Source organism: Brevundimonas sp., assembly GCF_051858995.1.
Classification (GTDB): domain Bacteria; phylum Pseudomonadota; class Alphaproteobacteria; order Caulobacterales; family Caulobacteraceae; genus Brevundimonas.
Genome location: NZ_JBHYGN010000003.1, coordinates 97,729 through 118,196 on the forward strand (window position 1 = coordinate 97,729; position 20,468 = coordinate 118,196).

20 protein-coding genes are annotated in these 20,468 nt (G+C 68.0%); 7 read left to right on the forward strand and 13 right to left on the reverse strand.

Features of this window, described 5'->3' with window-relative positions; all coding sequences use genetic code 11:
• From ACTIEF_RS03910 to ACTIEF_RS03925, 4 genes are all read right to left on the reverse strand, one after another.
• Positions 1-360, reverse strand: coding sequence for a hypothetical protein (locus ACTIEF_RS03910; RefSeq protein WP_439470886.1), 360 nt, complete (start codon positions 358-360; stop codon positions 1-3).
• Between the two features lie 63 nt (positions 361-423).
• Positions 424-1,119, reverse strand: coding sequence for a DUF262 domain-containing protein (locus tag ACTIEF_RS03915; protein ID WP_439470887.1), 696 nt, complete (start codon positions 1,117-1,119; stop codon positions 424-426).
• A 153-nt stretch (positions 1,120-1,272) separates the two neighbouring features.
• Entirely contained in the window at positions 1,273-3,861 is a 2,589-nt protein-coding gene (clpB, locus tag ACTIEF_RS03920) for an ATP-dependent chaperone ClpB (RefSeq protein WP_439470888.1), read from the reverse strand.
• 133 nt (positions 3,862-3,994) lie between these two features.
• Positions 3,995-6,220, reverse strand: a complete 2,226-nt coding sequence (locus tag ACTIEF_RS03925; protein WP_439470889.1) for a TonB-dependent receptor domain-containing protein — start codon at positions 6,218-6,220, stop codon at positions 3,995-3,997.
• Positions 6,221-6,439: 219 nt separating this feature from the next.
• Here ACTIEF_RS03925 and ACTIEF_RS03930 point away from each other — a divergent pair, with 219 nt between their 5' ends.
• Both ACTIEF_RS03930 and ACTIEF_RS03935 read left to right on the forward strand, forming a co-directional pair.
• Entirely contained in the window at positions 6,440-8,077 is a 1,638-nt protein-coding gene (locus tag ACTIEF_RS03930) for a serine hydrolase (protein ID WP_439470890.1), read from the forward strand.
• 4 nt (positions 8,078-8,081) lie between these two features.
• Positions 8,082-8,927, forward strand: a complete 846-nt coding sequence (locus tag ACTIEF_RS03935) for a tetratricopeptide repeat protein (protein ID WP_439470891.1) — start codon at positions 8,082-8,084, stop codon at positions 8,925-8,927.
• Positions 8,928-8,929: 2 nt separating this feature from the next.
• On the opposite strand, the gene ACTIEF_RS03940 is transcribed toward ACTIEF_RS03935, so the two are convergent.
• The 3 genes from ACTIEF_RS03940 to ACTIEF_RS03950 form a co-directional block, all read right to left on the reverse strand.
• Positions 8,930-9,643, reverse strand: coding sequence for a DUF4893 domain-containing protein (locus tag ACTIEF_RS03940; protein ID WP_439470892.1), 714 nt, complete (start codon positions 9,641-9,643; stop codon positions 8,930-8,932).
• 55 nt (positions 9,644-9,698) lie between these two features.
• Positions 9,699-10,355 carry a DUF4893 domain-containing protein gene (locus tag ACTIEF_RS03945; RefSeq protein WP_439470893.1) on the reverse strand — a complete coding sequence of 219 codons (657 nt, stop codon included), beginning with the start codon at positions 10,353-10,355 and terminating at the stop codon, positions 9,699-9,701.
• Between the two features lie 139 nt (positions 10,356-10,494).
• Positions 10,495-11,418, reverse strand: coding sequence for a DUF4167 domain-containing protein (locus tag ACTIEF_RS03950; RefSeq protein WP_439470894.1), 924 nt, complete (start codon positions 11,416-11,418; stop codon positions 10,495-10,497).
• A gap of 329 nt (positions 11,419-11,747) precedes the next feature.
• On the opposite strand from ACTIEF_RS03950, the gene ACTIEF_RS03955 reads away from it, so the two are divergent.
• Positions 11,748-12,263, forward strand: coding sequence for a hypothetical protein (locus ACTIEF_RS03955; protein WP_439470895.1), 516 nt, complete (start codon positions 11,748-11,750; stop codon positions 12,261-12,263).
• 14 nt (positions 12,264-12,277) lie between these two features.
• On the opposite strand, the gene prmC is transcribed toward ACTIEF_RS03955, so the two are convergent.
• Positions 12,278-13,171, reverse strand: coding sequence for a peptide chain release factor N(5)-glutamine methyltransferase (gene prmC / locus ACTIEF_RS03960; protein ID WP_439470933.1), 894 nt, complete (start codon positions 13,169-13,171; stop codon positions 12,278-12,280).
• A 72-nt stretch (positions 13,172-13,243) separates the two neighbouring features.
• On the opposite strand from prmC, the gene ACTIEF_RS03965 reads away from it, so the two are divergent.
• Together ACTIEF_RS03965 and ACTIEF_RS03970 are read left to right on the forward strand one after the other, a co-directional pair.
• On the forward strand, positions 13,244-14,488 hold the full coding sequence (locus tag ACTIEF_RS03965; protein ID WP_439470896.1) for a YihY/virulence factor BrkB family protein: 1,245 nt from the start codon (positions 13,244-13,246) through the stop codon (positions 14,486-14,488).
• Positions 14,489-14,542: 54 nt separating this feature from the next.
• Entirely contained in the window at positions 14,543-15,211 is a 669-nt protein-coding gene (locus tag ACTIEF_RS03970; RefSeq protein ID WP_439470897.1) for an HPP family protein, read from the forward strand.
• On the opposite strand, the gene prfA is transcribed toward ACTIEF_RS03970, so the two are convergent.
• On the reverse strand, positions 15,208-16,278 hold the full coding sequence (prfA, locus tag ACTIEF_RS03975; RefSeq protein ID WP_439470898.1) for a peptide chain release factor 1: 1,071 nt from the start codon (positions 16,276-16,278) through the stop codon (positions 15,208-15,210). The two genes, ACTIEF_RS03970 and prfA, sit on opposite strands and share 4 nt — an antisense overlap.
• A gap of 164 nt (positions 16,279-16,442) precedes the next feature.
• On the opposite strand from prfA, the gene ACTIEF_RS03980 reads away from it, so the two are divergent.
• A complete protein-coding gene (locus ACTIEF_RS03980) occupies positions 16,443-17,222 on the forward strand; it encodes a sulfite exporter TauE/SafE family protein (protein WP_439470899.1) in 780 nt (259 codons plus the stop codon).
• 63 nt (positions 17,223-17,285) lie between these two features.
• On the opposite strand, the gene ACTIEF_RS03985 is transcribed toward ACTIEF_RS03980, so the two are convergent.
• Together ACTIEF_RS03985 and ACTIEF_RS03990 are read right to left on the reverse strand one after the other, a co-directional pair.
• A complete protein-coding gene (locus ACTIEF_RS03985; protein ID WP_439470900.1) occupies positions 17,286-17,828 on the reverse strand; it encodes a hypothetical protein in 543 nt (180 codons plus the stop codon).
• Between the two features lie 11 nt (positions 17,829-17,839).
• On the reverse strand, positions 17,840-18,307 hold the full coding sequence (locus tag ACTIEF_RS03990; RefSeq protein WP_439470901.1) for a translation initiation factor 2: 468 nt from the start codon (positions 18,305-18,307) through the stop codon (positions 17,840-17,842).
• A gap of 183 nt (positions 18,308-18,490) precedes the next feature.
• Here ACTIEF_RS03990 and ACTIEF_RS03995 point away from each other — a divergent pair, with 183 nt between their 5' ends.
• Positions 18,491-18,973 carry a hypothetical protein gene (locus tag ACTIEF_RS03995; protein WP_439470902.1) on the forward strand — a complete coding sequence of 161 codons (483 nt, stop codon included), beginning with the start codon at positions 18,491-18,493 and terminating at the stop codon, positions 18,971-18,973.
• 4 nt (positions 18,974-18,977) lie between these two features.
• Here the strand turns inward: ACTIEF_RS03995 and ACTIEF_RS04000 are convergent, their stop codons facing one another.
• Both ACTIEF_RS04000 and ACTIEF_RS04005 read right to left on the reverse strand, forming a co-directional pair.
• Positions 18,978-19,568: a glutathione S-transferase N-terminal domain-containing protein gene (locus tag ACTIEF_RS04000; RefSeq protein WP_439470903.1), complete on the reverse strand. Its 591-nt coding sequence runs from the start codon at positions 19,566-19,568 to the stop codon at positions 18,978-18,980.
• A gap of 4 nt (positions 19,569-19,572) precedes the next feature.
• Entirely contained in the window at positions 19,573-20,439 is an 867-nt protein-coding gene (locus ACTIEF_RS04005; protein WP_439470904.1) for an alpha/beta hydrolase family protein, read from the reverse strand.
• Positions 20,440-20,468: the final 29 nt, after the last annotated feature.

Here is a 20,468-nt window from a genome sequence, read left to right on the forward strand (position 1 = left end):
TCAAGCTTCAAACCACTTATCGCCGAACGGTACCGTTTTTCTGATTCGATCCGTTCCCCGCGTTCCGCCGCTCGTCATTCCATCCAGCTTGCCTTCCGACCAAATTCTTTGAACCCGCTCGAGAACCCAAGCTTTGGGATCGGCTTGCTGTTCAATCTCCGGAAGGTTTCGGGCGACACCAACAAAGATGGTTTCGAAGGCCACCTTGCCCACGCGGCCTCTCCATCGTTCGCCGTCCCAGCGCCGCAGAACATCCTTATCGATCGAATGCAGAAGCGTCGCCGTCTTGTCGATATTTGACATCACCTCTGTGAATTCACCGTCGTCCTCATCCAAAAACCTAGCCATGGAGTCGGTCACGTACTCATCTATATCTAGCTTTGTATCATAGTCATACTCGGCGTGCGCGACTGCCCGACAGTATTAATCCAGCTGCTCTTGCCTGCCGAGCGCCTCCTCCGACAATGAGATAAGCTCCAAGAATGCATTATTGTTTGCAGACTTATCCATCAACTTATGACGCTCAGGACTGTGCATAACCATTAGGCAGGTTCTGAGCTCTTGCGCTGTAAGAATGGAACCACTTCCATTTAGCCTTTGAAACACGTCGTATTTCGACTGTTCAGTGCTGGATGCTTTCAAAATCTGAACTCCCAGCTTTGCCCGCTTCAACTGGGTTTGCAGCGCTTTCGGAAGGAAGTTCTTCGCCTTCGCCAATTTGGCATTGGACTCGTCGTAAGACACGTCATCAAGGTCGGGAAGGTATGTCGTACCTATGAGCTTAGAGGGCGGTACATCCTCCCCCTCAGAATTCTTGAGTTCACCGAAGAATTCCAAAATGGTCGAAACACGCTGAAGACCATCAATCAACTCCCAAACGCCATCTGTTCGTTCGAAAACGAATATCGGCGGGACGGGAATTCCGATGAGCAGCGATTCGATCAAGTCAGATTTCTGTTTTTCAGACCACCGAAAAAGCCTCTGAAATTGAGGACTGATTATAAGCTCTTGGCTTTTGTAGAGATTGATGATCTCACCTATCGACATCGGATAGTCATCAGTCGCTACAGACTGCCGCGCAGCATCCAGCTCAGACGTGATTTTCGCGGCTTCAGCCATTTATCGCTCCTCTGTCCGACCGCAAAAACGCACACGCATAGATGGTCGTCAACTCAGTCAGACTCGATCTGCCACAACCAACACCCTAATTCACCAGCCCCTCCCGATCCCGGGGTCCGCTTGCGCGGCCCGGTATGGCAAGCTGTCCAGGTCCTAGTGGACCTGGACTTTTCCGATCTGGAGCCCTTCCGCGCCCGCTGACACCGCGATCACACTCCCGTCGTCGATCTCCCCCGCCAGCAGCTTCCGCGCGATCGGGTCGACCAGTTCCTTCTGGATCACGCGCTTCAGCGGGCGCGCCCCATAGACCGGGTCATACCCCTTGTCGGCCAGCCAGGCGGCGGCGGTGTCGTCCAGGGCGAGAGTCAGTCTCCGGTCGGCCAGAAGCTTCTCGAACCGTTGCAGCTGGATGCGGACGATGCCGCCCATCTGTTCGCGGCCGAGGCGGCGGAAGAGGATGATTTCGTCGATGCGGTTCAGGAACTCCGGGCGGAAGTGGGCGCGGACGGCCTCCATGACGTAGGGGCGGACGGACTCGACGTCGTCGCCTTCGGCCTGACCGGCAAGGGCCTCGGAACCCAGGTTGCTGGTCATGATGATCAGGGTGTTGCGGAAGTCGATGGTGCGGCCCTGACCATCGGTCAGGCGGCCGTCGTCCAGCACCTGCAGCAGCACGTTGAAGACGTCGGGGTGGGCCTTCTCGACCTCGTCGAACAGGACCACCTGATAGGGCCGACGGCGCACGGCCTCGGTCAGGGCGCCGCCCTCGTCATAGCCGACGTAACCCGGAGGGGCGCCGATCAGGCGGCTGACGGAGTGCTTCTCCATGTATTCCGACATGTCGAGGCGGGTGATGGCGGCCTCGTCATCGAACAGGAAGTCGGCCAGCGCCTTGGTCAGCTCGGTCTTGCCGACGCCGGTCGGCCCCAGGAAGAGGAAGGAGCCGAGCGGGCGGTTGGGGTCGTTCAGGCCGGCGCGGGCACGGCGCACGGCGTCGGAGACAGCGACCAGCGCATCCTCCTGACCGACGACGCGGCCACGCAGGGCGTCTTCCATCTTGAGCAGCTTCTCGCGCTCGCCCTCCAGCATCTTGTCGACCGGGACTCCGGTCCAGCGGGAGACGACGGCGGCGATCTGTTCGGCGTCGACGACCTCGGGGGTCAGGGGGCCGGACTTGTCGGCCTCATTGGCCTCGGCCTCGGCGAGCTGTTTCTCGATCTGGGGGATCTGGCCGTAGGCGATCTCGGACGCGCGGCCCAGGTCGCCGGCGCGCTGGGCGGCGGCCAGTTCGGCGCGCAGGCGGTCGAGGGTTTCGCGCAGTTGCGCCCCCTGCCCCACCTTTTCCTTCTCGGCCTTCCAGCGACCGGTCAGGTCATCGGACTGGCCCTCCAGATCGGCGATCTCGTCCTCGAGCTTCTCGAGGCGGTGCTGGGAGGCGCTGTCGGTCTCCTTCTTCAGGGCCTCGCGCTCGATCTTCAGCTGGACCAGACGACGGTCGATCTCGTCCAGCGCCTCGGGCTTGCTGTCGACGGCCATGCGGACGCGGCTGGCGGCTTCGTCCACGAGGTCGATAGCCTTGTCCGGCAGGAAGCGGTCGGTGATGTAGCGGTTCGACAGGGTGGCGGCGGCGACGATGGCGCTGTCGCTGATGCGGACTCCGTGGTGGACCTCATACTTCTCCTTCAGTCCACGGAGGATCGACACCGTGTCCTCGACGGTCGGCTCGGAGACAAAGACCGGCTGGAAGCGACGAGCCAGGGCCGCGTCCTTCTCGACGTGCTTGCGGTATTCATCCAGCGTGGTGGCGCCGACGCAGTGCAGCTCGCCGCGCGCCAGGGCGGGCTTGAGCAGGTTGGAGGCGTCCATGGCGCCGTCGCCCTTTCCGGCGCCGACCAGGGTGTGCATCTCGTCGATGAACAGGACGATGCCGCCCTCGGCGGCCGCGACCTCATTCAGAACGGCCTTCAGCCGCTCCTCGAACTCGCCGCGGTATTTCGCGCCGGCGATCAGGGAGCCCATGTCCAGGGCCATGACGGTCTTGTCGCGCAGGCTTTCGGGCACGTCGCCGTTGACGATGCGCAGGGCCAGACCCTCGACGATGGCGGTCTTGCCGACGCCGGGTTCGCCGATGAGGACGGGGTTATTCTTGGTGCGGCGGGCAAGGACCTGGATGGTGCGGCGGATCTCTTCGTCGCGGCCGATGACCGGGTCGATCTTGCCGTCGGCGGCGGCCAGGGTCAGGTCGCGGGCGTAGCGCTTGAGGGCGTCATAGCCGTCTTCGGCGGCGGCGCTGTCGGCGGTCTTGCCCTTGCGGACCTCGGTGATGGCGGCGTCCAGGGCATCGGCCTTAACCCCCGCGGCGCTGAGGACGGTTTTGGCCACCCCGCCTTCGCGGGCGAGGGCGCTGAGCAGGCGTTCGGTGGTGACGAAGGCGTCGCCGGCCTTCTTGGCGGCGGCCTCGGCGGCGGCGAAGACGCGGGCGGTGTCGCCGTCCAGATAGAGCTGGCCAGAGCCGCCGGAGACTTGGGCGCGCTTGCTGAGCGCGGTCTCGACGTCGGCTTCGGCGCGGCGGGCGTCACCCCCGGCGGCGGTGATCAGATTGCGGGCGAGGCCGTCACGCTCTTCCAGCAGGACCTTGAGCAGGTGTTCGGGGGCGAACTGCTGGTGGCGGCGGGCGAGCGCCAGCGACTGGGCGGACTGGACGGCCTGTTTGGCGCGGTCGGAATAGAGTTCGGTATTCAACTGGGATTCCCCTCAGAAGGCGGATTCCGCCGACGCGCCCTCATGCAAGCAGCGCGCCGTACGGTAGACCTTCAGTTGGGTGTGGCCCAAACGCCACGCAAGGGGGATCGGCCCCTTGCGTGGCGAAGCGCGGTCAGTTTCCGGCCGAGGGGGCCGAGAAGTCGAACTGCGGGTCCTGCTGACGCGAAGGACCGCCGAAGCTCCAGGTCAGGCCGATGAAGCCGACTCGGCCGCCGAACACGCGCTCGGTGCGGTCGGTGAAGGTGGCGGTGTCGTACTGGGTGACGTCCTTGGCTTCGTCCAGCAGGTCACGGACGGTGACCTGCAGCGCCAGGGTGTCGGTCAGCTTGCGGCGGTAGCCGAGGTTGATCAGCTGGGTCGCGTCGCGCGTGCCCTGGGCCAGCAGTTGCTCGCCGGTCCAGACGCCGGACAGCTGGACGAAGTCGTCCGCAGTCGGCTGCCAGTTGAGGCTGAGACGGCCCGCGACCACCTCGCCCTCGCTGCTGACGCCGCCGACCAGATTGGAGGCGTCGATCTCCTGACGGAACAGGTTGATGCTGGCGTTGTAGCGCAGGGTCGAGTGCAGGCGGCCATTAGCGACCAGCTCGACGCCGGTGGCGGTGCGGGCGCCGAGGTTCTCGGTGCGGGTCAGAAGGACGCCGTTGCCGATGTCGGTGATCACCGGGGTGAAGGCCTTCTGGGTATCCCGATAGTAGAGGGTCGCGCCGTAGAAGGACTGGTTCACCCGGCGCTGCCAGCTGACCTCCCAGGAGTCGGTTTCCTGCGGCTCCAGACCGGGATTGCCCGAGCGGTAGTTGAGCGGGTCCTGATAGCTGAGGAAGGGGTTCAGATCGCCCGGCTGCGGACGCTGGACCCGGCGGCTGTAGCTGCCGCGCAGGGTCTGGTCGTCGGTCAGCTGATAGGTGACGTGCAGGGTCGGATAGGCGCGGAAATAGTCGTTGGTCGCCTTGATGCCCGTGGTGACCTGATCGAGCTCGAGGTCGGCCTGTTCGAGGCGCAGGCCGAACTGGGCGCTGAGCTTCTCGGTGAACGGGCGTTCGTAGGTGGCGTAGACGGCGTGGACGACCTGATCGACCTTGAACAGGTTGGAGACCAGCGGGTCCTGCGTCAGGCCGCCGGGGGCGGCGCCGCGTGCGACGGAGTTGTCGAGCTCCAGCTGCTGGAACTCCAGCTCATAACCGGCGCGCAGGCGCGAGCCGTCGGCGAACGGCCGGACGTAGGCGCTGGCGAAGGTCCAGGTGTCGGTGTTGTTGGCGTTGTCGATGCGCTCGTACTGGTTCGGCGCCACCGGGATCAGGCCGTCGACCAGGGTGTCGTGGCCGTAGTTGCCGCGACCGCGGTTGTAGCGGATCTCGTTGGACCATTCGTGACCCTGACCGGTGAAGCGGCGGACGACGCGGGCGGTGGCGCCCGAGAACTGGCCTTCGAAGCCGCCATCGGAGGCGCGACGATAGGCCGAGGCGATGCCGCCCGAGGCGTTGTCGGCCTCGAACTGGTCCACCATCAGGCCGTCAGCGGCGACGTCGACGTGGTAAAGGTCGCCGTAGAACTGGAGCTGTTCGGTCGGGCGATAGTCGGCCGAGAAGCGGACGAAGACGTTGTCGTTGGCGCCGTCGCCGTTCTGGGTGTTGCGCGATTCCAGGAACTGGTTCGAGCCCGGGTCGAGGCGGGTGCGGACACGATCGGTCGACTGAATGAAGGTGTCGTGGCGGACGTTGGCGTCGGCCGTCAGGGTCAGCCTGTCCTGGGTGGCGACGCCGCTGATGCCGAAATTGTAGCGGCCGTCATTGCCGATGTTGGCGCGGACGGAGCCGGTGCGGGTCGGCTGGGCGCGCGGGCGGTTGGGCTTGGAGATCAGGTTGATCACGCCGCCGCCGCCGTCCGGACGGTAGGCCGCCGACGGATTGGTCATGACCTCGACGCGGGCGTACTGGTCGGCCGGGATCTGCAGGATGACCTGGCCCCGGTTCTCGCCCTGAAACAGGCCCGATGGGCGGCCGTCGACGAGAATGGTGACATTGGCGTCGCCACGCAGGGAGACGTTGCCGTCCGGATCGACCTCGACCGAGGGGATGCCGCGCAGGGTGTCGGCCAGGGTGCCGGTGGCGCTCTGCAGGTCCTCGGCGACGCTGTAGCTGATCGAGTCGACCGAGGTGCGGATGTCGTTCGAGCGGGCCTGCACCACGGTCTCGCCGAGCTGGGCCGGAGCCTCTTCCTGGGCCTCCTGCGGGGCGGGAGCCGGGGTCTGCGCCGGCGCGGGAGCCGGACGGGTCTGGGCGACGGCGGCGCCGGCCGGAATGGCGAGCGCCAGCAGCGAGATGAGGGTGGTTCTGATCATGGCCCCGAAGTCCTGAGATCGGGACGCTGATCGGCCCCGTTACCCGCAAAGGTATCAGCGAGCTGGGCCATGGCTCAGTTACATCTTTTTCATTTCATTACGGTTTTTACAGAACGCGTCACTTTTTCGCCCCGCCGTCTGCATGGCGATCACAGGCGGGGATGACGACCCGGAAACGGCGCGCTAGCGTCCCGTCCGAAGTCTGTCGGGAGTGTCTGCATGTCCATCCGCCTCACGCGCCGCGCGGCGCTGGTTTCGTCCGCGGCCGGCGCCGCCGCCCTGCCTACCACCAGCTGGGCGCAGACCGCGGCCAACGACAGCGCCTCTCTGGCCGAGCAGGTGGACGCCTTCGTGAAGCGGGCCATGGCCGCCTTTCCGGATCAGCCCGCCGTCTCGGTCGCCGTGGTCAAGGACGGCCAGCCAATCCTGACGCGCGGCTACGGCATTCGCTCCGTGGGCGGGTCGGCGGTGGACGAGCACACCCTGTTCGCCATCGCGTCCAACACCAAGGCGGTGACCTGCGCCGCCCTGTCGATCCTGATCGACGAGGGCAAGGTGAAGTGGGACGAGCCGGTGCGGACCTATCTGCCGAACTTCCGCCTGTCGAAGCCGGAGCTGAATGATCTGGTGACCGTGCGCGATCTGGTCAGCCACCGCATCGGCTTCGGCCTGGGCGCCGGGGACCTGCTGTTCTGGCCGAACGGCGACCGGACCCGGGCCGAAATCATGGCGGCCATTCCGCATGTTCCGATCGAGGACAGCTTCCGCACCTCCTACCACTACTGCAACCTGATGTTCGTGGCGGCGGGCGAGGTCGTGGCCGCCGCTTCTGGCATGCCGTGGGAGCAGTTCGTCCAGACCCGCATCCTGACCCCGCTGGGCATGACCGAGACCCTGCCGCTGATGACCCACGCCGACCCGGCGAAGTCGGCCCTGCCGAACGGCCGGATCGGACCGCCGCTGCGCTATCAGGGCCCGATGCAGAACATCGGCCAGTCGATCAAGGAGGTCTGGGACTGGTCGGCGGCGGGCGCCGCGGGCGGCTTCGTCACCAATCCGGTCGACTGGGCCAAATGGATCGCGGTGCAGCTGAACAAGGGCGCCCTGCCCAACGGGACCCGCCTGTGGTCCGAGGCCCGCGCCAATGAGATGTGGCGGCCGAACATCATCGTCTCCAGCTCGGGCGGACCGACGCCGGACGCGCCGGGCCGGGCCATCGCGGCCACCTACGCCACCGGCTGGCAGGTGATGGACTATCGCGGCGAGCGCTTCATCACCCACGGCGGCGGCGCGCCGGGCTATCTGTCCGGCACCGTCCTGCTGCCGGGCCGGAACACCGGCTTCAGCTATTTCACCAACGCGGAGGAAAGCCAGCTGACCCGCGCCCTGCGCAGCGGCATCGCCGACATCCTGATGGGCAAGGCGGGCTTTGACTGGATCGCGGATGCGGTTCGTCAGACCACGGAAGGTAATGCGAAATCCATCGCCGCCGCCGCCGAGATCGACGCCAGACAGGCGGCCGGCGCGGCCCCGTCCCTGCCGATCCCGGCCTATGCCGGCGCCTGGCGCGATCCTTGGTACGGCGAGATCCGCATCGAGGAACGCACCACCGGACGCGGCCGCAACCGTCGCACGGCCCTGCACCTGGACTTCACCCGGACCAACGCTCTGAAGGGGCCGCTGGAGCCCTATGACGGCGACACTTTCCGCACCCGTTTCCCGGACAAGCGTGAGGAGGATGTCTTCGTCACCTTCAAGGTCGAGAACGGCGTGGCCGTCTCGGCGACGATGAAGGCCGTCAGCCCGGATGCGGACTTCAGCTACGACTATCAGGACCTCAGGCTGACCAAGGCGTGACCCGATGATCTCCCTGCTGCTCGCCCTCCTGACCGCCGAACCGCAGACGCGGGAGGGGCCGCCGCCGCCCGCCTGCATCGGCGCGACCTTCGTCAGTTGGGAGGCCTGCGCGGCCGCCGCGCCGGAGGGATCGCCCGCCTATGTGCTGGCCATGATCAACCTCGGCACCCAAGCCTATATGAACGGCGACCGGGGTGCGGCGCTGAACTTCTACGACAAGGCCGGAGAGGGGCGTCAGGTCGCCTCTGACGTGATCCTGCACGCCTTCCGGGCCGACACCTACCGCTATGCGGGGCGGATGGATGAGGCGCGCACCGACGCCGCCATCGCCTGGGGCTATCTGGACGGACGCCCGCCCCAAGGTCTCAACACGCTCGGCCCACGACCGATAGACGACCCGGTCCGCTTCGTGGTGCTGGCCTCGATCCTGCCCATCATGAAGATCGAGAATGCCGACTTCAGCCGGGCGCGGGAGATGTTCATGGCCCTTCCTGCCAATGACTGGAGCGCCCTGACGCGGCGCGCCAATGTCCTGTCGGAACTGGGCGAGCATGCCGGGGCGGTGGCCGACAGCAAGCGGGCCGTGGACCTGCAACCCGACCATCCGATGCTGCAGAACAATCACTGCTACACCCTCGTCGAAGCCGGACGCGCCGCCGAGGGCCTGCCCTATTGCGAACGGGCGGTGGCCCTGGCCCCCGAGGCGGCCCCGATCCGCCACTCCATCGCCGCGGCCCTGGCCGGAATGGGCCAGTGCGCCGCCGCGGATCGCCAACTGGCCGAAGCCCGGCGGCTGGAGCCGGAGGCGAACCTGTACCGCCAGCCCATCCCCTGCACGCCGAAGGGCTGAACTCACTGCACGAGTTCGAGGATTTCCAGCTTCGATTCCAGACGCGGCCACGGCACGACCAGACGCCAGCGGTCGGGGCCGATGCGCTCGAAGACGCCGACCTGATCGCGCTGGACCTGCTGGCCATAGGTCGGGAAGCCGGTTTCATCGTCGCCCCAGGCCTGGGCGCCGACGAAGATCAGACGATTGTCCGTGTCCGGATAGAGAAGTCCGCGCGTGCGCTGGGAGCCCGTCGTCTTGGTCAGGACCAGATCGCCCCCGGGGATCAGTTCGACCGAACAACGGAAGAAGGGATAGGCGACATAGGCCAGGGTGTTGCCCGCCTTGGAGCCCAGCTTGATGGTGCGACAGCGGTAGGTTCCGGGCGCGGGCTGCAGGCGACCCGCCTGACCGGCCATGGGGTCGACCAGCGGTCCGAGAGCCTCGACCTCTGACGCGAAGCCCTTGTCCTCGGCCTCGGCGCGGCCGAGACGCCAGGCCTGATCCAGACGGCCCAGATTGCCCGCATCCTCCGCCGAGACGATCTGACGCCAGTCGGAGACGCCGCCCTGCTCGCCCTGTGCGGGGGCGGCGGGGGCTTCAGGAGCGGAGGCGGGTTCGCCGATCGGGGCCGGATCGGTCGCGGGCGCGGCGGCGGGCTCGGGCGGAGAAGAGGCGTTCTCTCCGCAGGCGGCGAGCAGGGCGGCGACGGAAGCGACGACGATCAGGGTCCGCATCGGGGCAGGCTCCATATGGCTGAGCTTGCACAACGGCTGGCGGGACGAGGGGTTGCTAGCCGACCGGCACGAGTTCGATCAGATCGAGGTTGGACTCGTTCTGCGGCCAAGGGATCACCAGCCGCCAGCGGCGCTCGCCGATCCGCTCCAGCGTGGCGACCAGATCGCGATCCGGGCGGCGGCCGTAGGAGTTGGCCGGAGGCTCGGACGCCAGCGCCATGGAGCCGAGCAGGACCATGTGACGGTCATCCTCGGGGAAGAGCAGGCCAGAGGGACGCTGGGAGCCTGTCAGCTTGACGAATTTCAGCCCGTTGGGGGTCTGTTCGAGGCGGCAGGCGAACCAGCCGTAGATGACATACCCCAGCCCGTCCTCGCCGCCCTGGGAGCCCAGTTTGACGGTGCGGCAGCGGTAGTCGCCGGGGGACGGGATGACGGAGGGACGGTCGGCGTCCGGATCGATCAGGTCGCCGAGGCTGTTGAGGTCGCCCGAGCCACGCTGGCGGCGGGCCTGCTGTAGGGCCAGGGACCAGGCGGCGTCGCGGCGGGTGTAGCGGTCGCGGTCGGCGGCGGTGACGATGCTGCGCCAGTCACGCAGGGCCGCGCCCGGTCCGCCGGGCGGAGGCGGCGGGGGAGGGGCCGGCGGCGTGGCGCAGGCGGATAGGGCCAGAACGGCGCCGACCATCAGGGTCGGCAGCCGGAATTGACGAAGCATGGTCGCTCCCGAACTCAGGCTGAGGGCGTGGCTCGGGTCTTTGGACCGGTTCAGACGTCCGCCGTCAACCGCCCTCGCGTCGCGGGGCGTCCGAAAGGGACCTTTGAACAAGGCTTTCCCCTGACCGGGGAGGCGGGCCTCAGCCTTCGTCGGCGGGGGCCTCGACCTTCGGCTTGCGCGGCGCGCGCGGACGCTTGGGGGCTGGAGCCTCCTCGGCTTCAGCGGCGGGCGCGGCCGGAGCGGGGGCCGCCGAACGGGTCAGGAAGCCCGGCAGGGCGGCCGGAGCCTCGTCCGAAGCTTCCTCGCGGCGCGGACGACGCGGGGCGCGCTCGGCGCGTTCCGGCGCGGCCTCGACGGCGGCGACAGGTTCAGCCTCGACGGCCGGAGCCTCTTCGCGGGCCTCGCCCGAGGTCTCGGCGGCAGCTTCACCGCCTTCATTGTCGAAGCGGCGGTTGCGTTCGTCACGACGACGCTCCCAGCGTTCGCGACGGCTTTCGCGGCGGCCGCCTTCGCGGGGTTCGCCCTCGGCGCCCTCGGCGCGGGGTTCACGAGGCTCGCGCGGCTCGCGGGGTTCACGCGGCTCGCGGTCGTCGCGGTCGCGCCATTCGCGGCGGGGCTGGTCGTTGTTGTTGTTGCGGTCCTGCTGGCGCTCTTCCTGCTCGCGCTGGCGGGCTTCCTGCTGGGCGACGCGGTCGGCCTCGGCCTGCTGGGCGGCCATGATGGCGGCGGCCTGGGCGCCCGACTCGTCCTCGAAGTCGATGTCGAAGCCCTGGCCGGCCAGCTCGCGCTGGGCGATCTCGGAGACCGAGCGCTGGGGCTGCAGGGCGCGCAGGACGCGGAAATAGTGCTCGGCGTGCTGGGTGTAGTTCTCGGCCAGAACGCGGTCGCCGCCGGCGGCCGCGTCGCGGGCCAGCTGCATGTAGCGCTCATAGACGGTCTGGGCGTTGCCCCGGACCTTGATGTTCTCGGGGCCTTGCGAGTCCCACGAACGGTTGGGGTTGGTGGCGTTGGCGTTGTTGCCGCCGCCGCCGGGCTTCCTGTTGCGTCCGCGTTGACGCTTCATGCCCTTGAAATCTCTCATCGGACGCTACCGTGCCTTGATGGGGAGGACGGGCCGGGCCTCTGGCTCGGTATCCATCCGGGGTGTTCCGTCTCGGGCGAGGCCTATTCCCCGCTGGCGATGTGTTCGGAAAGCCGTGTCGCCCCGTGGTCCGCCGGACGACTGGCCCGACCGTCACTGCCCAGAGCGCGCGCGAGACAGGAACCAGAGCGGTTCGAGGCGTGCGTTTTGGGTGGGAGACGACGCAGACTTAGCGCGGGATCGTGGCGTTTCCAAGGGCTTTTGTTTTCGTCTCAACAGTTCGCCAACCCGGGCCGGTGAGACTGGAGGCCATGGCCTCGCCCCGTCCCAAGACGTTTCGATCTCTGATCCTCGGCCTGACGTTGGGCGTGGTCGCGCCCGCGGCGCTCATCTGGCTGGGCCTAGGGGTCTGGGCCGACCAGCACTACCGGAAATACGTGCCCGAACAGGTTCCGATCCTGAGGCTGACATCTCATCGCTCGGAAGGCTGGTACACGGGCTGCGGCGGCGCGATCTTCTCGATGCGGCCACAGGACAGCGCTCGCCTGCACCGCGACGGCCTGTCCGCCTTCGAGGACAGAATGATCGGGCGGGGCTACGCCGCCAACGCCCGTCGCCCGGTCGTCTGGACGCGCTGGCGGGAGACCGAAGCCCGGACGAACCTCGGCGACGGCCCGCATCCCGGCCTGACCTGCCTGCGGTCGCCGATGCAGGACCGGATCGTCGAAGCGCTGATGCGGCCCGGATCCTTCACGGCCGGGAGCGACGATCGTCAGTTGATCGTGATCCCCGACCTGAACGTGGTCGTCTTCCTGTTCTACGACTGACCCGACCGTCGGTCCTACATCTTCGGAATGGGATTGGTGCGCGGGTTGGGGCCGTTGGTGACGACGCGGTCGCGGTCGGACAGGTCCTTGACCACGATGACGTCGGTGAAGCCCGCTTCCTCGAACAGGGCCTTGACCTGCGGGCCCTGGTCCCAGCCGATCTCGACCGCGAAGGTGCCGCCGGGCTTGAGGATGCGCATGATCTCGGGGGCGAGTTCGCGATAGGCGACCAGACCGTCCGGACCGCCGTCCAGCGCCAGATGCGGATCGTGCTCACGGACCTCCGGGTCCAGGCCGGGGATGTCGCCAGACGGGATGTAGGGCGGGTTCGACACCACCAGATCGAAGCTGTGCTCGGCGAAGCCGGCGGCCCATTCGGTGCGGATGAAGTCGCAGCGGCCGCCGAGGTCGAGGTTGGCGGCGTTCTCACGCGCCACGGCCAGGGCCTCGGTCGAGACGTCGGTGCCGACGCCCTTGGCCGCCGGACGCTCGGCCAGCGTCGCCAGCAGGATGGCGCCCGAACCGGTGCCCAGATCGATCATGGTGAAGGCCTCATGCGGCGCATAGGCCAGCATGACCACGTCCAGCAGGGCCTCGGTGTCGGCGCGCGGGCTGAGCACGTCGGGCGTCACGTTCAGCATGATCTTCCAGAAGCCCTTCTTGCCGAGGATGCGCGACACGGGCTCGCGCTTCAGGCGGCGGGCGACATAGCCGTCCATGGTGGCCTGCTGTTCCTCGGTCACGACCCGGTAGGGGTCGGTCAGGATGTCGGTGCGCGAACAGTCGGCGGCGACTTCCAGCAACAGACGGGCGTCGATGGAGGGGCTGTCGATCTTCGCGGCCTTGAGTTCGGCCTGGGCGGCCTTCCAGGCGGTCAGCAGGGTGCGGGCGGGGGCGGCTTCGGTCATGCGCAGGGGATTGGCGCGGCTGGCCGAGGATTTCAAGCTTTGCGCCCGCTTCCGGGGAACGAGAGGGCCAGCTTGGCCGTTGTCGCGCCCATGCAGCGACAGTCGGGAAAGAGGGCCGGGTTCGGCCTGTGGGGCGTGGCCGGGGCCATCGTGGGCGGTCTGGCCGCCGGGGCCGGGGCGGCGCACCTGCTCTATACGCGCGGGCACAAGTTCGGGGTCGAACTGCGTCCGCAGAGGCCGGAGCCCCTGCCCCCCGCCCCGCCGACCCCCGAGGATTTCGAGGCCAAGGAGCCCGGACGCGGGCGGATGGCGCGACGGCCCGAACATATTCCGCACAAGGGCTGGACCGACATCTTCTGGCGGGTGGGCGCGGCCTATTTCGGGGACCGGGTCGGCTTCGTCGCAGGCGGGGTGACCTTCTTCGTGGTCCTGTCGCTGTTCCCGACGCTGGCGGCCTTCGTGACCATCTATGGCCTGTTCGCCGATCCGAACGACGCCTGGGACCGGCTGCAGTTCCTGTATTCCGTCCTGCCCGCGGGCGTGGCCGAGTTCCTGGGCGCCGAGATGCAGCGGCTGGCCGAGAACACCAACACCCAGCTGACCTTCACCCTGGGGTGGACGCTGGCGCTGTCGCTGTGGACCGCCAACGGGGCGATCAAGGTGCTCTTCTACGGCCTTAACATCGCCTACCACGAGGTCGAGCGGCGCAATATCGTCCGCTACAACCTGATCTGCATGGCCTTCACCGTGTCCGGCCTGCTGGCCGTGCTGGTCGGCGCGGGCATGGTGGTGGGCGTGCCGGTGGTGCTGGACGTGCTGGGCCTGACCGATGAGTGGGCCTATCTGACGCCGTTCCGGTGGCCCCTGCTGTTGCTGATCTACATGGCGGCCCTGACGGTGATCTATCGGGTCGGGCCCTGCCGCCAGAGGGCGCGCTGGCGCTGGCTGACGCCCGGCGCGATCTTCGCCGCCCTGCTGAGCCTGGGCCTGTCGCTGGGCTTCAGCTGGTATCTGGCCACCTTCGTGCGCACGGCCTCCTACGGCCCGCTGGCGGCGATGATGGGGTTCCTGCTGTGGACCTGGCTGACCGTGCAGATCATCATCATGGGCGCCGAGCTGAACGCCGAGATCGAGCACCAGACGGCGATCGACACCACCACCGGCGATGCGCGCGCCATCGGGGATCGCGGGGCCGTGGTGGCCGACACCGTCGGGCCCCGGCGCGGCAACCCTGCGGCCCTGGCCTTCACCCTGAAACACGCCGAGTCCCTGTCAGACCGGCTGCTGAAGCGACGGATCCGCAACCGGGACGGCTAGCCGTCCAGCCCGCGATATGCTCTGGCTGCCCGCCCATTCGCGGCGAACAGGCCCATGAAAATCTTTCGACCCATCCTGGCCGGCGCGACCCTCCGTGACCGGGCTGTCGCCTGCCTCGGCGCCCTGCTGGGGATCGGCCTGACCGCCCTGATCTCGCGCGCACTGCTGGGCGGGGAGACGGCGCTGCCGCTGATGATGACGGCGTCGATGGGGGCATCGGCGGTGCTGATCTTCGCCGTGCCCGCCAGTCCGCTGGCCCAGCCGTGGTCCGTGGTCGGCGGCCATATGGTGTCGGCGCTGACCGGCATCACGATCAGCCGGTTGATCCCCGATCCGATGCTGGCCAGCGGCGTGGCGGTGGCCGCGGCCATCGCCCTGATGTCGCTGTTGCGTTGCCTGCACCCGCCGGGCGGTTCGACCGCCCTGATCGGCGTGCTGGGCGGAACGACCATTCACGGCGCGGGCCTGATGCTGGCCTTCGTGCCCATCGGGCTGAATGCGGCGCTGCTGGCCGCGATGGGCTTCCTGTTCCACCGCTTCCTGTCCGGCCACGCCTGGCCGCATCGGGCGGCAGCGGTCGCCATCCCCGCCGGACCACAGGTGGTTGAGGCCGACATCGACGCCGCCCTCACCGCTTTCGGCGAACCCCTGGACGTGAGCCGGGACGACCTTCAGACCATCGTGAAGCTGGCGCTGGAGAACGCCGCCGCGCGGAAGCCCTAGCCGCCGAACTCGGCCTCGAGATCGGCCAGACGCGCGGCCTGATCCTCGGCGATCAGGGCGTTGAGCATCGGATCGAGCTCGCCCTCGAGGATCTGCGGCAGGCTGTGCAGGGTCAGGCCGATGCGGTGGTCGGTCACCCGCCCTTGGGGGAAGTTGTAGGTGCGGATGCGCTCCGACCGGTCGCCCGAGCCGACCTGCGACTTGCGGGCGTCAGAGCGGGCCTTGTCCTTCTCCTGCCGCTGCATGTCGTACAGGCGGACGCGCAGGTTCTTCATCGCCTTGTCGCGGTTCACGTGCTGCGACTTCTCCGACGAAGTCACCACGATGCCGGTGGGCAGGTGGGTGATGCGGACGGCGGAGTCGGTCTTGTTGACGTGCTGACCGCCGGCGCCCGACGAGCGATAGGTGTCGATGCGGATGTCCTGATCGCGGATCTCGATCTCGACGTCCTCGACCTCGGGCAGGACCGCGACGGTGGCGGCGGAGGTGTGAATGCGCCCCTGCGTCTCGGTGGCGGGCACCCGCTGGACGCGGTGGACGCCGCTTTCGAACTTCAGGCGGCCGAACACGCCCTCGCCGGTGACAGTGGCGATGACTTCCTTGTAGCCGCCCATCTCGCCTTCGGTGGCGCTGTCGACCTCGACCCGCCAGCCGCGCGTGGAGGCGTAGCGCGAATACATGCGGAACAGGTCGCCGGCGAAGAGGGCCGCCTCGTCGCCGCCGGTGCCCGCACGGACTTCCAGCACGGCCGAGGCGTTCTCGTCGGCGTCGCGCGGCGCCAGCAGCAGGGCGACGTCCCGCTCCAGATCCGGCAGGCGCTCCTTCAGGGCCTGAAGCTCCTCGGCGGCCATGTCGGCCATCTCCGGGTCCTCGGCCATGACTTCCAGATCGACCATCTCGGCGCGGGCCCTGGCCAGACCCTGCACGGCGTCGGCGACCGGCTTGAGCTCGGCATGTTCCTTCGATAGGCGCACGATCTCGGCGCCGTCGCTGGCCGCGCCCATGCGCGCCTCCACTTCGTGGAAACGGTCGAGCACCTGATCGAGCCGAGCCTGGGGCAGTCGCAAGGGGGATATCCGATGATGGGCGGGCCGCAGCCTTTAGCCTGCCCCACCCTGCCCTGTCGATGCGCGGTCACGAACCCATCAGCCATCCGTGAACGGCGCAACCTTTGCCGTCGGGGCTCATTGGGCGATGATCGGCGCCTGTTGGTGCGACAGACGGGGCATGTATGGAAACCTTCCTCCTGTTTCTAGCCGTGGGCTTTCTGGCCCAGGCCGTCGATGGTTCGCTGGGCATGGCCTATGGCGTGATCTCGTCCTCGGTGCTGCTGGCCTTCGGCGTGCCGCCCGCCACGGCCTCGGCCAGCGTGCACGGGGCGGAGGTCTTCACCACCGCGGCCTCGGCGGGCAGCCATACCTGGCACAAGAATGTGGAGTGGCGACTGCTGATCCCGCTGGCCATCGCCGGGGTGATCGGCGGCTGTCTTGGCGCCTATGTGCTGGCCGGGCTGGACAGCAATTTGATCAAGCCGTTCGTCGTCGGCTATCTGGCGCTGATGGGTCTGTGGATCCTGTGGCGGGCCAGCCATGATGTGGAGCCCAAGCCGATCCGCCCCGCCTGGATCGTGGCCCCGCTGGGCGCCGTCGGCGGGTTCCTGGACGCCATCGGCGGCGGCGGCTGGGGTCCGACGGTGTCCTCGACCATGGTCGGCGCCGGACAGGAGCCGCGCAAGGCCATCGGCACGGTGAACACGGCCGAGTTCTTCGTCACCGTGGCGATCAGCGCCACCTTCGTCTGGTCGCTGGTCACCGGACACTGGGAAGAAGCGGGCGCCCTGCAGAACCACGCCGCCGCCATCGGCGGGCTGGTGGTCGGCGGCCTGGCCGCCGCGCCCTTCGCCGGGCTGATCGCCAAGCGCGTGCCGCGTCGTCCGATGACCTATGCGGTCGGCGGCCTGCTGATCGTGCTGGCGGCCTTCCAGGGCCTGCAGCTGGCCAAGGTGCTCTGAGCACGAAAAAGGCGGGACGGACCGAAGTCCGCCCCGCCCGCTTCAGTCACGAAGGTCAGGCGATCAGCGCGCGTTGGCGCGGAAACGCTTGAGGAACTCCTTGATGTTCTCCTGGACCGACTTCTCGTTGGCCAGGCGCAGGCGTTCAACGGCGGCAAAGGCCTGACCGACGGTGGCGGTGCCGGTGGCCGAGACGGTGTCGGCGAAGATCACCTGATCGCCGCGGGTCACGCGGTACTGGATCTGGCTGGTCACCGACATGTCGAAGCCGGCCAGCGGCTGCTTCAGGTCGATCATGGTCGCGGTGACGACCAGCGGCGAGCCTTCGGTGCCCATGTAGCCGGCGGCGGTCAGCGAGGCTTCCAGCGCCGCCTTGAAGTCGGCGTCCGAGACCTGGGCGGTCCAAAGCGGGTTGGTTTCATGGCCGCCCGCGACGTTGACGGTGGTGACCGAGTGATAGCCGACGTCGCCACGCGAGGCGGTCAGGCCGGCCGTGGTCGGGACGGTCATGAACTCGGGACGCGACGGGCTGGCGCAGGCGGCCAGGGCCATCAGCGAGCCGCAGGCGGCGACGGCGCCGAGGCGGCGCAGGGTGGTGCGGATCATGGGGAGGCTCCTCAGTTGGCGCCCGGCGCCGGAGCGGCGGTCGGGCTGGCGGCGGCCGAGGCGGCAGCCTCAGCCGGGGTTTGCAGGGTGACGACCAGCGGGTTGGGCGTGAGATCGTTCATGGCGCCGGAGGTGGCGTCGACCGCCCCGCCGATCACGCCGCCGATCAGAATGTTGCCCGCCAAGCCGGCAGCGCCGGCGCCGGCGATACGGCTGTCGATAACGATCTCCTGGGTGACGTAGCCATCCTTGGAGATGGTGACGGTGAAGCCTGGCTTGCGCGGCATGCGGAAGGTGCACGGCGTGGCGTCACACTCGAAGCCGGTGGACGTCGAGACGCGGGCGCCCGACGGCGTGCTCTCGACCTTGAAGTCCTGGCTGGTGCCACGGGTGACCGTGGCGCAGGCAGGCAGGACCAGTGCGGTCACGGCGAGCGCGACCGCCTGCACGCCGAAGCGCGCGGTGCGGTTGGAAATCAATGAAGCCCCCTCAGACTTGCTCGGCCCGCCACTGGGCAAGCCTGACCGTTACCTCGCATTCCCGGGTCGCAGCCGTCAATCACCGAACCGTGAAACCTTCGCGCGACAGACGATAAAAGCGGGGCTATATCCTGCACTTGCGCCGACCGTGGGGGCTCGGCGCGAATCCTTTGGGGGGAAGTCATGAAGGTCATCGTCCCGGCGCTCGTCGGCGCTTTCCTGCTCGCCGGTTGCGTCAGCTCGCACGGCACCAACGCCATCCAGAACATCTCGAGCGAAGCCGCATCGCGCGGTCGCGTGACCCGGGTGATGCTGCTGAACACGCCGGACAACGTCAGCCCCGGCTTCGTGTCGGAGTTCCAGACCTCGGTGATGCAGCGCCTGAGCCAGTGTGCGGACGGCGACCTGCCGCTGACCCTGTCGGTGACGCTGAACGGCTATCAGTCCGCCAATGCGGCCCTGGCCTTCCTGGCCCCGGCCCAGAGCCAGATCAGCGGCGTGGCGCGGCTGACCGACGCCTCGGGAACGGTGGTCGGCGAGTACAACATCCGCCGCTCGCTGACGGTCGGCGGCGTGGCGGGCGCGATCGCCGCCTCGAACGCCGAGCATCACATGAGCAACGCCTTCGGCGAGGAACTCTGCAAGCAGGCCTTCAAGGGCCGCTGAGCGATCAGGCCGGCCGGGTTTCCGCGAAACTCGGCCGCGCCTCCAGCGCCGCCTGAAGGGCGACGAGGCCCGGACGTCCGGTCGCCCATCCGAAGTCCGGGTGGCGGAAGCTGATCCAGGTCAGGGCGGTTCCGGCGGTCAGGGTTCCGATATGGAAGTCCTCCGCCGACAGGTCCGCCGCCTGCAGAGCGTCGAGTGCGCGGTGCATATGGGCGGTCCAGCGCTCCATCCACGAGGGCGAACGCTCGCTTTCGGGACGACGCTTCTCCAGCACCAGCTTGACGCCCATTTCCAGCAGTGCGTCGGCGGTCGCCTCGATGCGGCGGACGCGCAGCCGCTCTGGCCCGCTCTCCGGCGTCAGGCGCGGGCCTGAGCCGACCATGTCCAGATATTCGCAGATGATCGGGCTGTCGTTGATCGGCAGGCCGTCCTCGGCGATCAGCGACGGCACCTGGACCACCGGATTGGAGGCCAGGAGCTCGGCCGCGTTGGCGTAGGGATCGACCACGATCTCCTCGACCGCCACCCCCTTCTCACGGGCGACGATCCGGCATTTGCGGGCGAAGGGTGACGACGGCGAGATGTAGAGCTTCATCATCTCAGCGGCGCTCGATGGTGACGCCCTCGGGCGCGGTCAGGGCGTTCAGGCGGGCCTGGGCGGCGGCGTCATCCAGCGCGTGGGCGCGGATGAAGTCGGTGGTGGTCTTTGCGATCAGGTCGAAGTCGGCGGCGTCGGCGTTGCCGATCAGGCTATGGTCGCCGCCCGCGAAGGTAACCAGCATCTTGTCGCCCGCCGGACTGGTGTCAAAGGGCGCGCGATGGTCGGCGGAGTTGGTGACGAAGCCCGGCACCAGATCGGCGTCGCCGGTGACCATCAGGACCGGCGTGGTGACGCTGGCGAAGGTGGTGGGGGTGACGATGTTGGGGATCATGCCCGGCGAGGACAGGGCGACCACGACCTTCACATCCGGATCGGACTGCGGCCCGGCGACGGTCAGGGCGCCGGCCTCCATCAGGGCGTTGAGCGAGCCGAACGAGTGGCCGGCGGCGACCAGCGGCTTGCCCGGATGACTGGCCTTCACATAGCCGCGCACCACCGCCAGATCGACGAGCCGGGTCATGAAAATGGTCTGCGGCGTGGCCGAAGCGCGGTCCGGGTGCAGCATGGAATCGGTGTGCATCGGCGCGATGACGGTGAAACCGTTGGCGACCCAGTGGTCGATGATGCGGTGATAGCGCGCCGGATCGCTGCCCCAGCCGTGGCCGAACAGGATGACCGCCTGCTCATTCTCGGCCTGCCAGACGCTGACGTCGATGGCGCGGCCGTCCGGTGCGGAGAGGGACACATGGGTGGCAGCGGAGGCCGGGGCGACAGCGGCCGGGGCCTGCTGGGCCAAGGCCGGAAGCGCGGCGACGCTCCCCAGCGAAAGCGCGAGAACGAACGCGGCTGCGGTGCGACGGATCATGGAACTCCCCCCAAAGGACACTCCGCCTG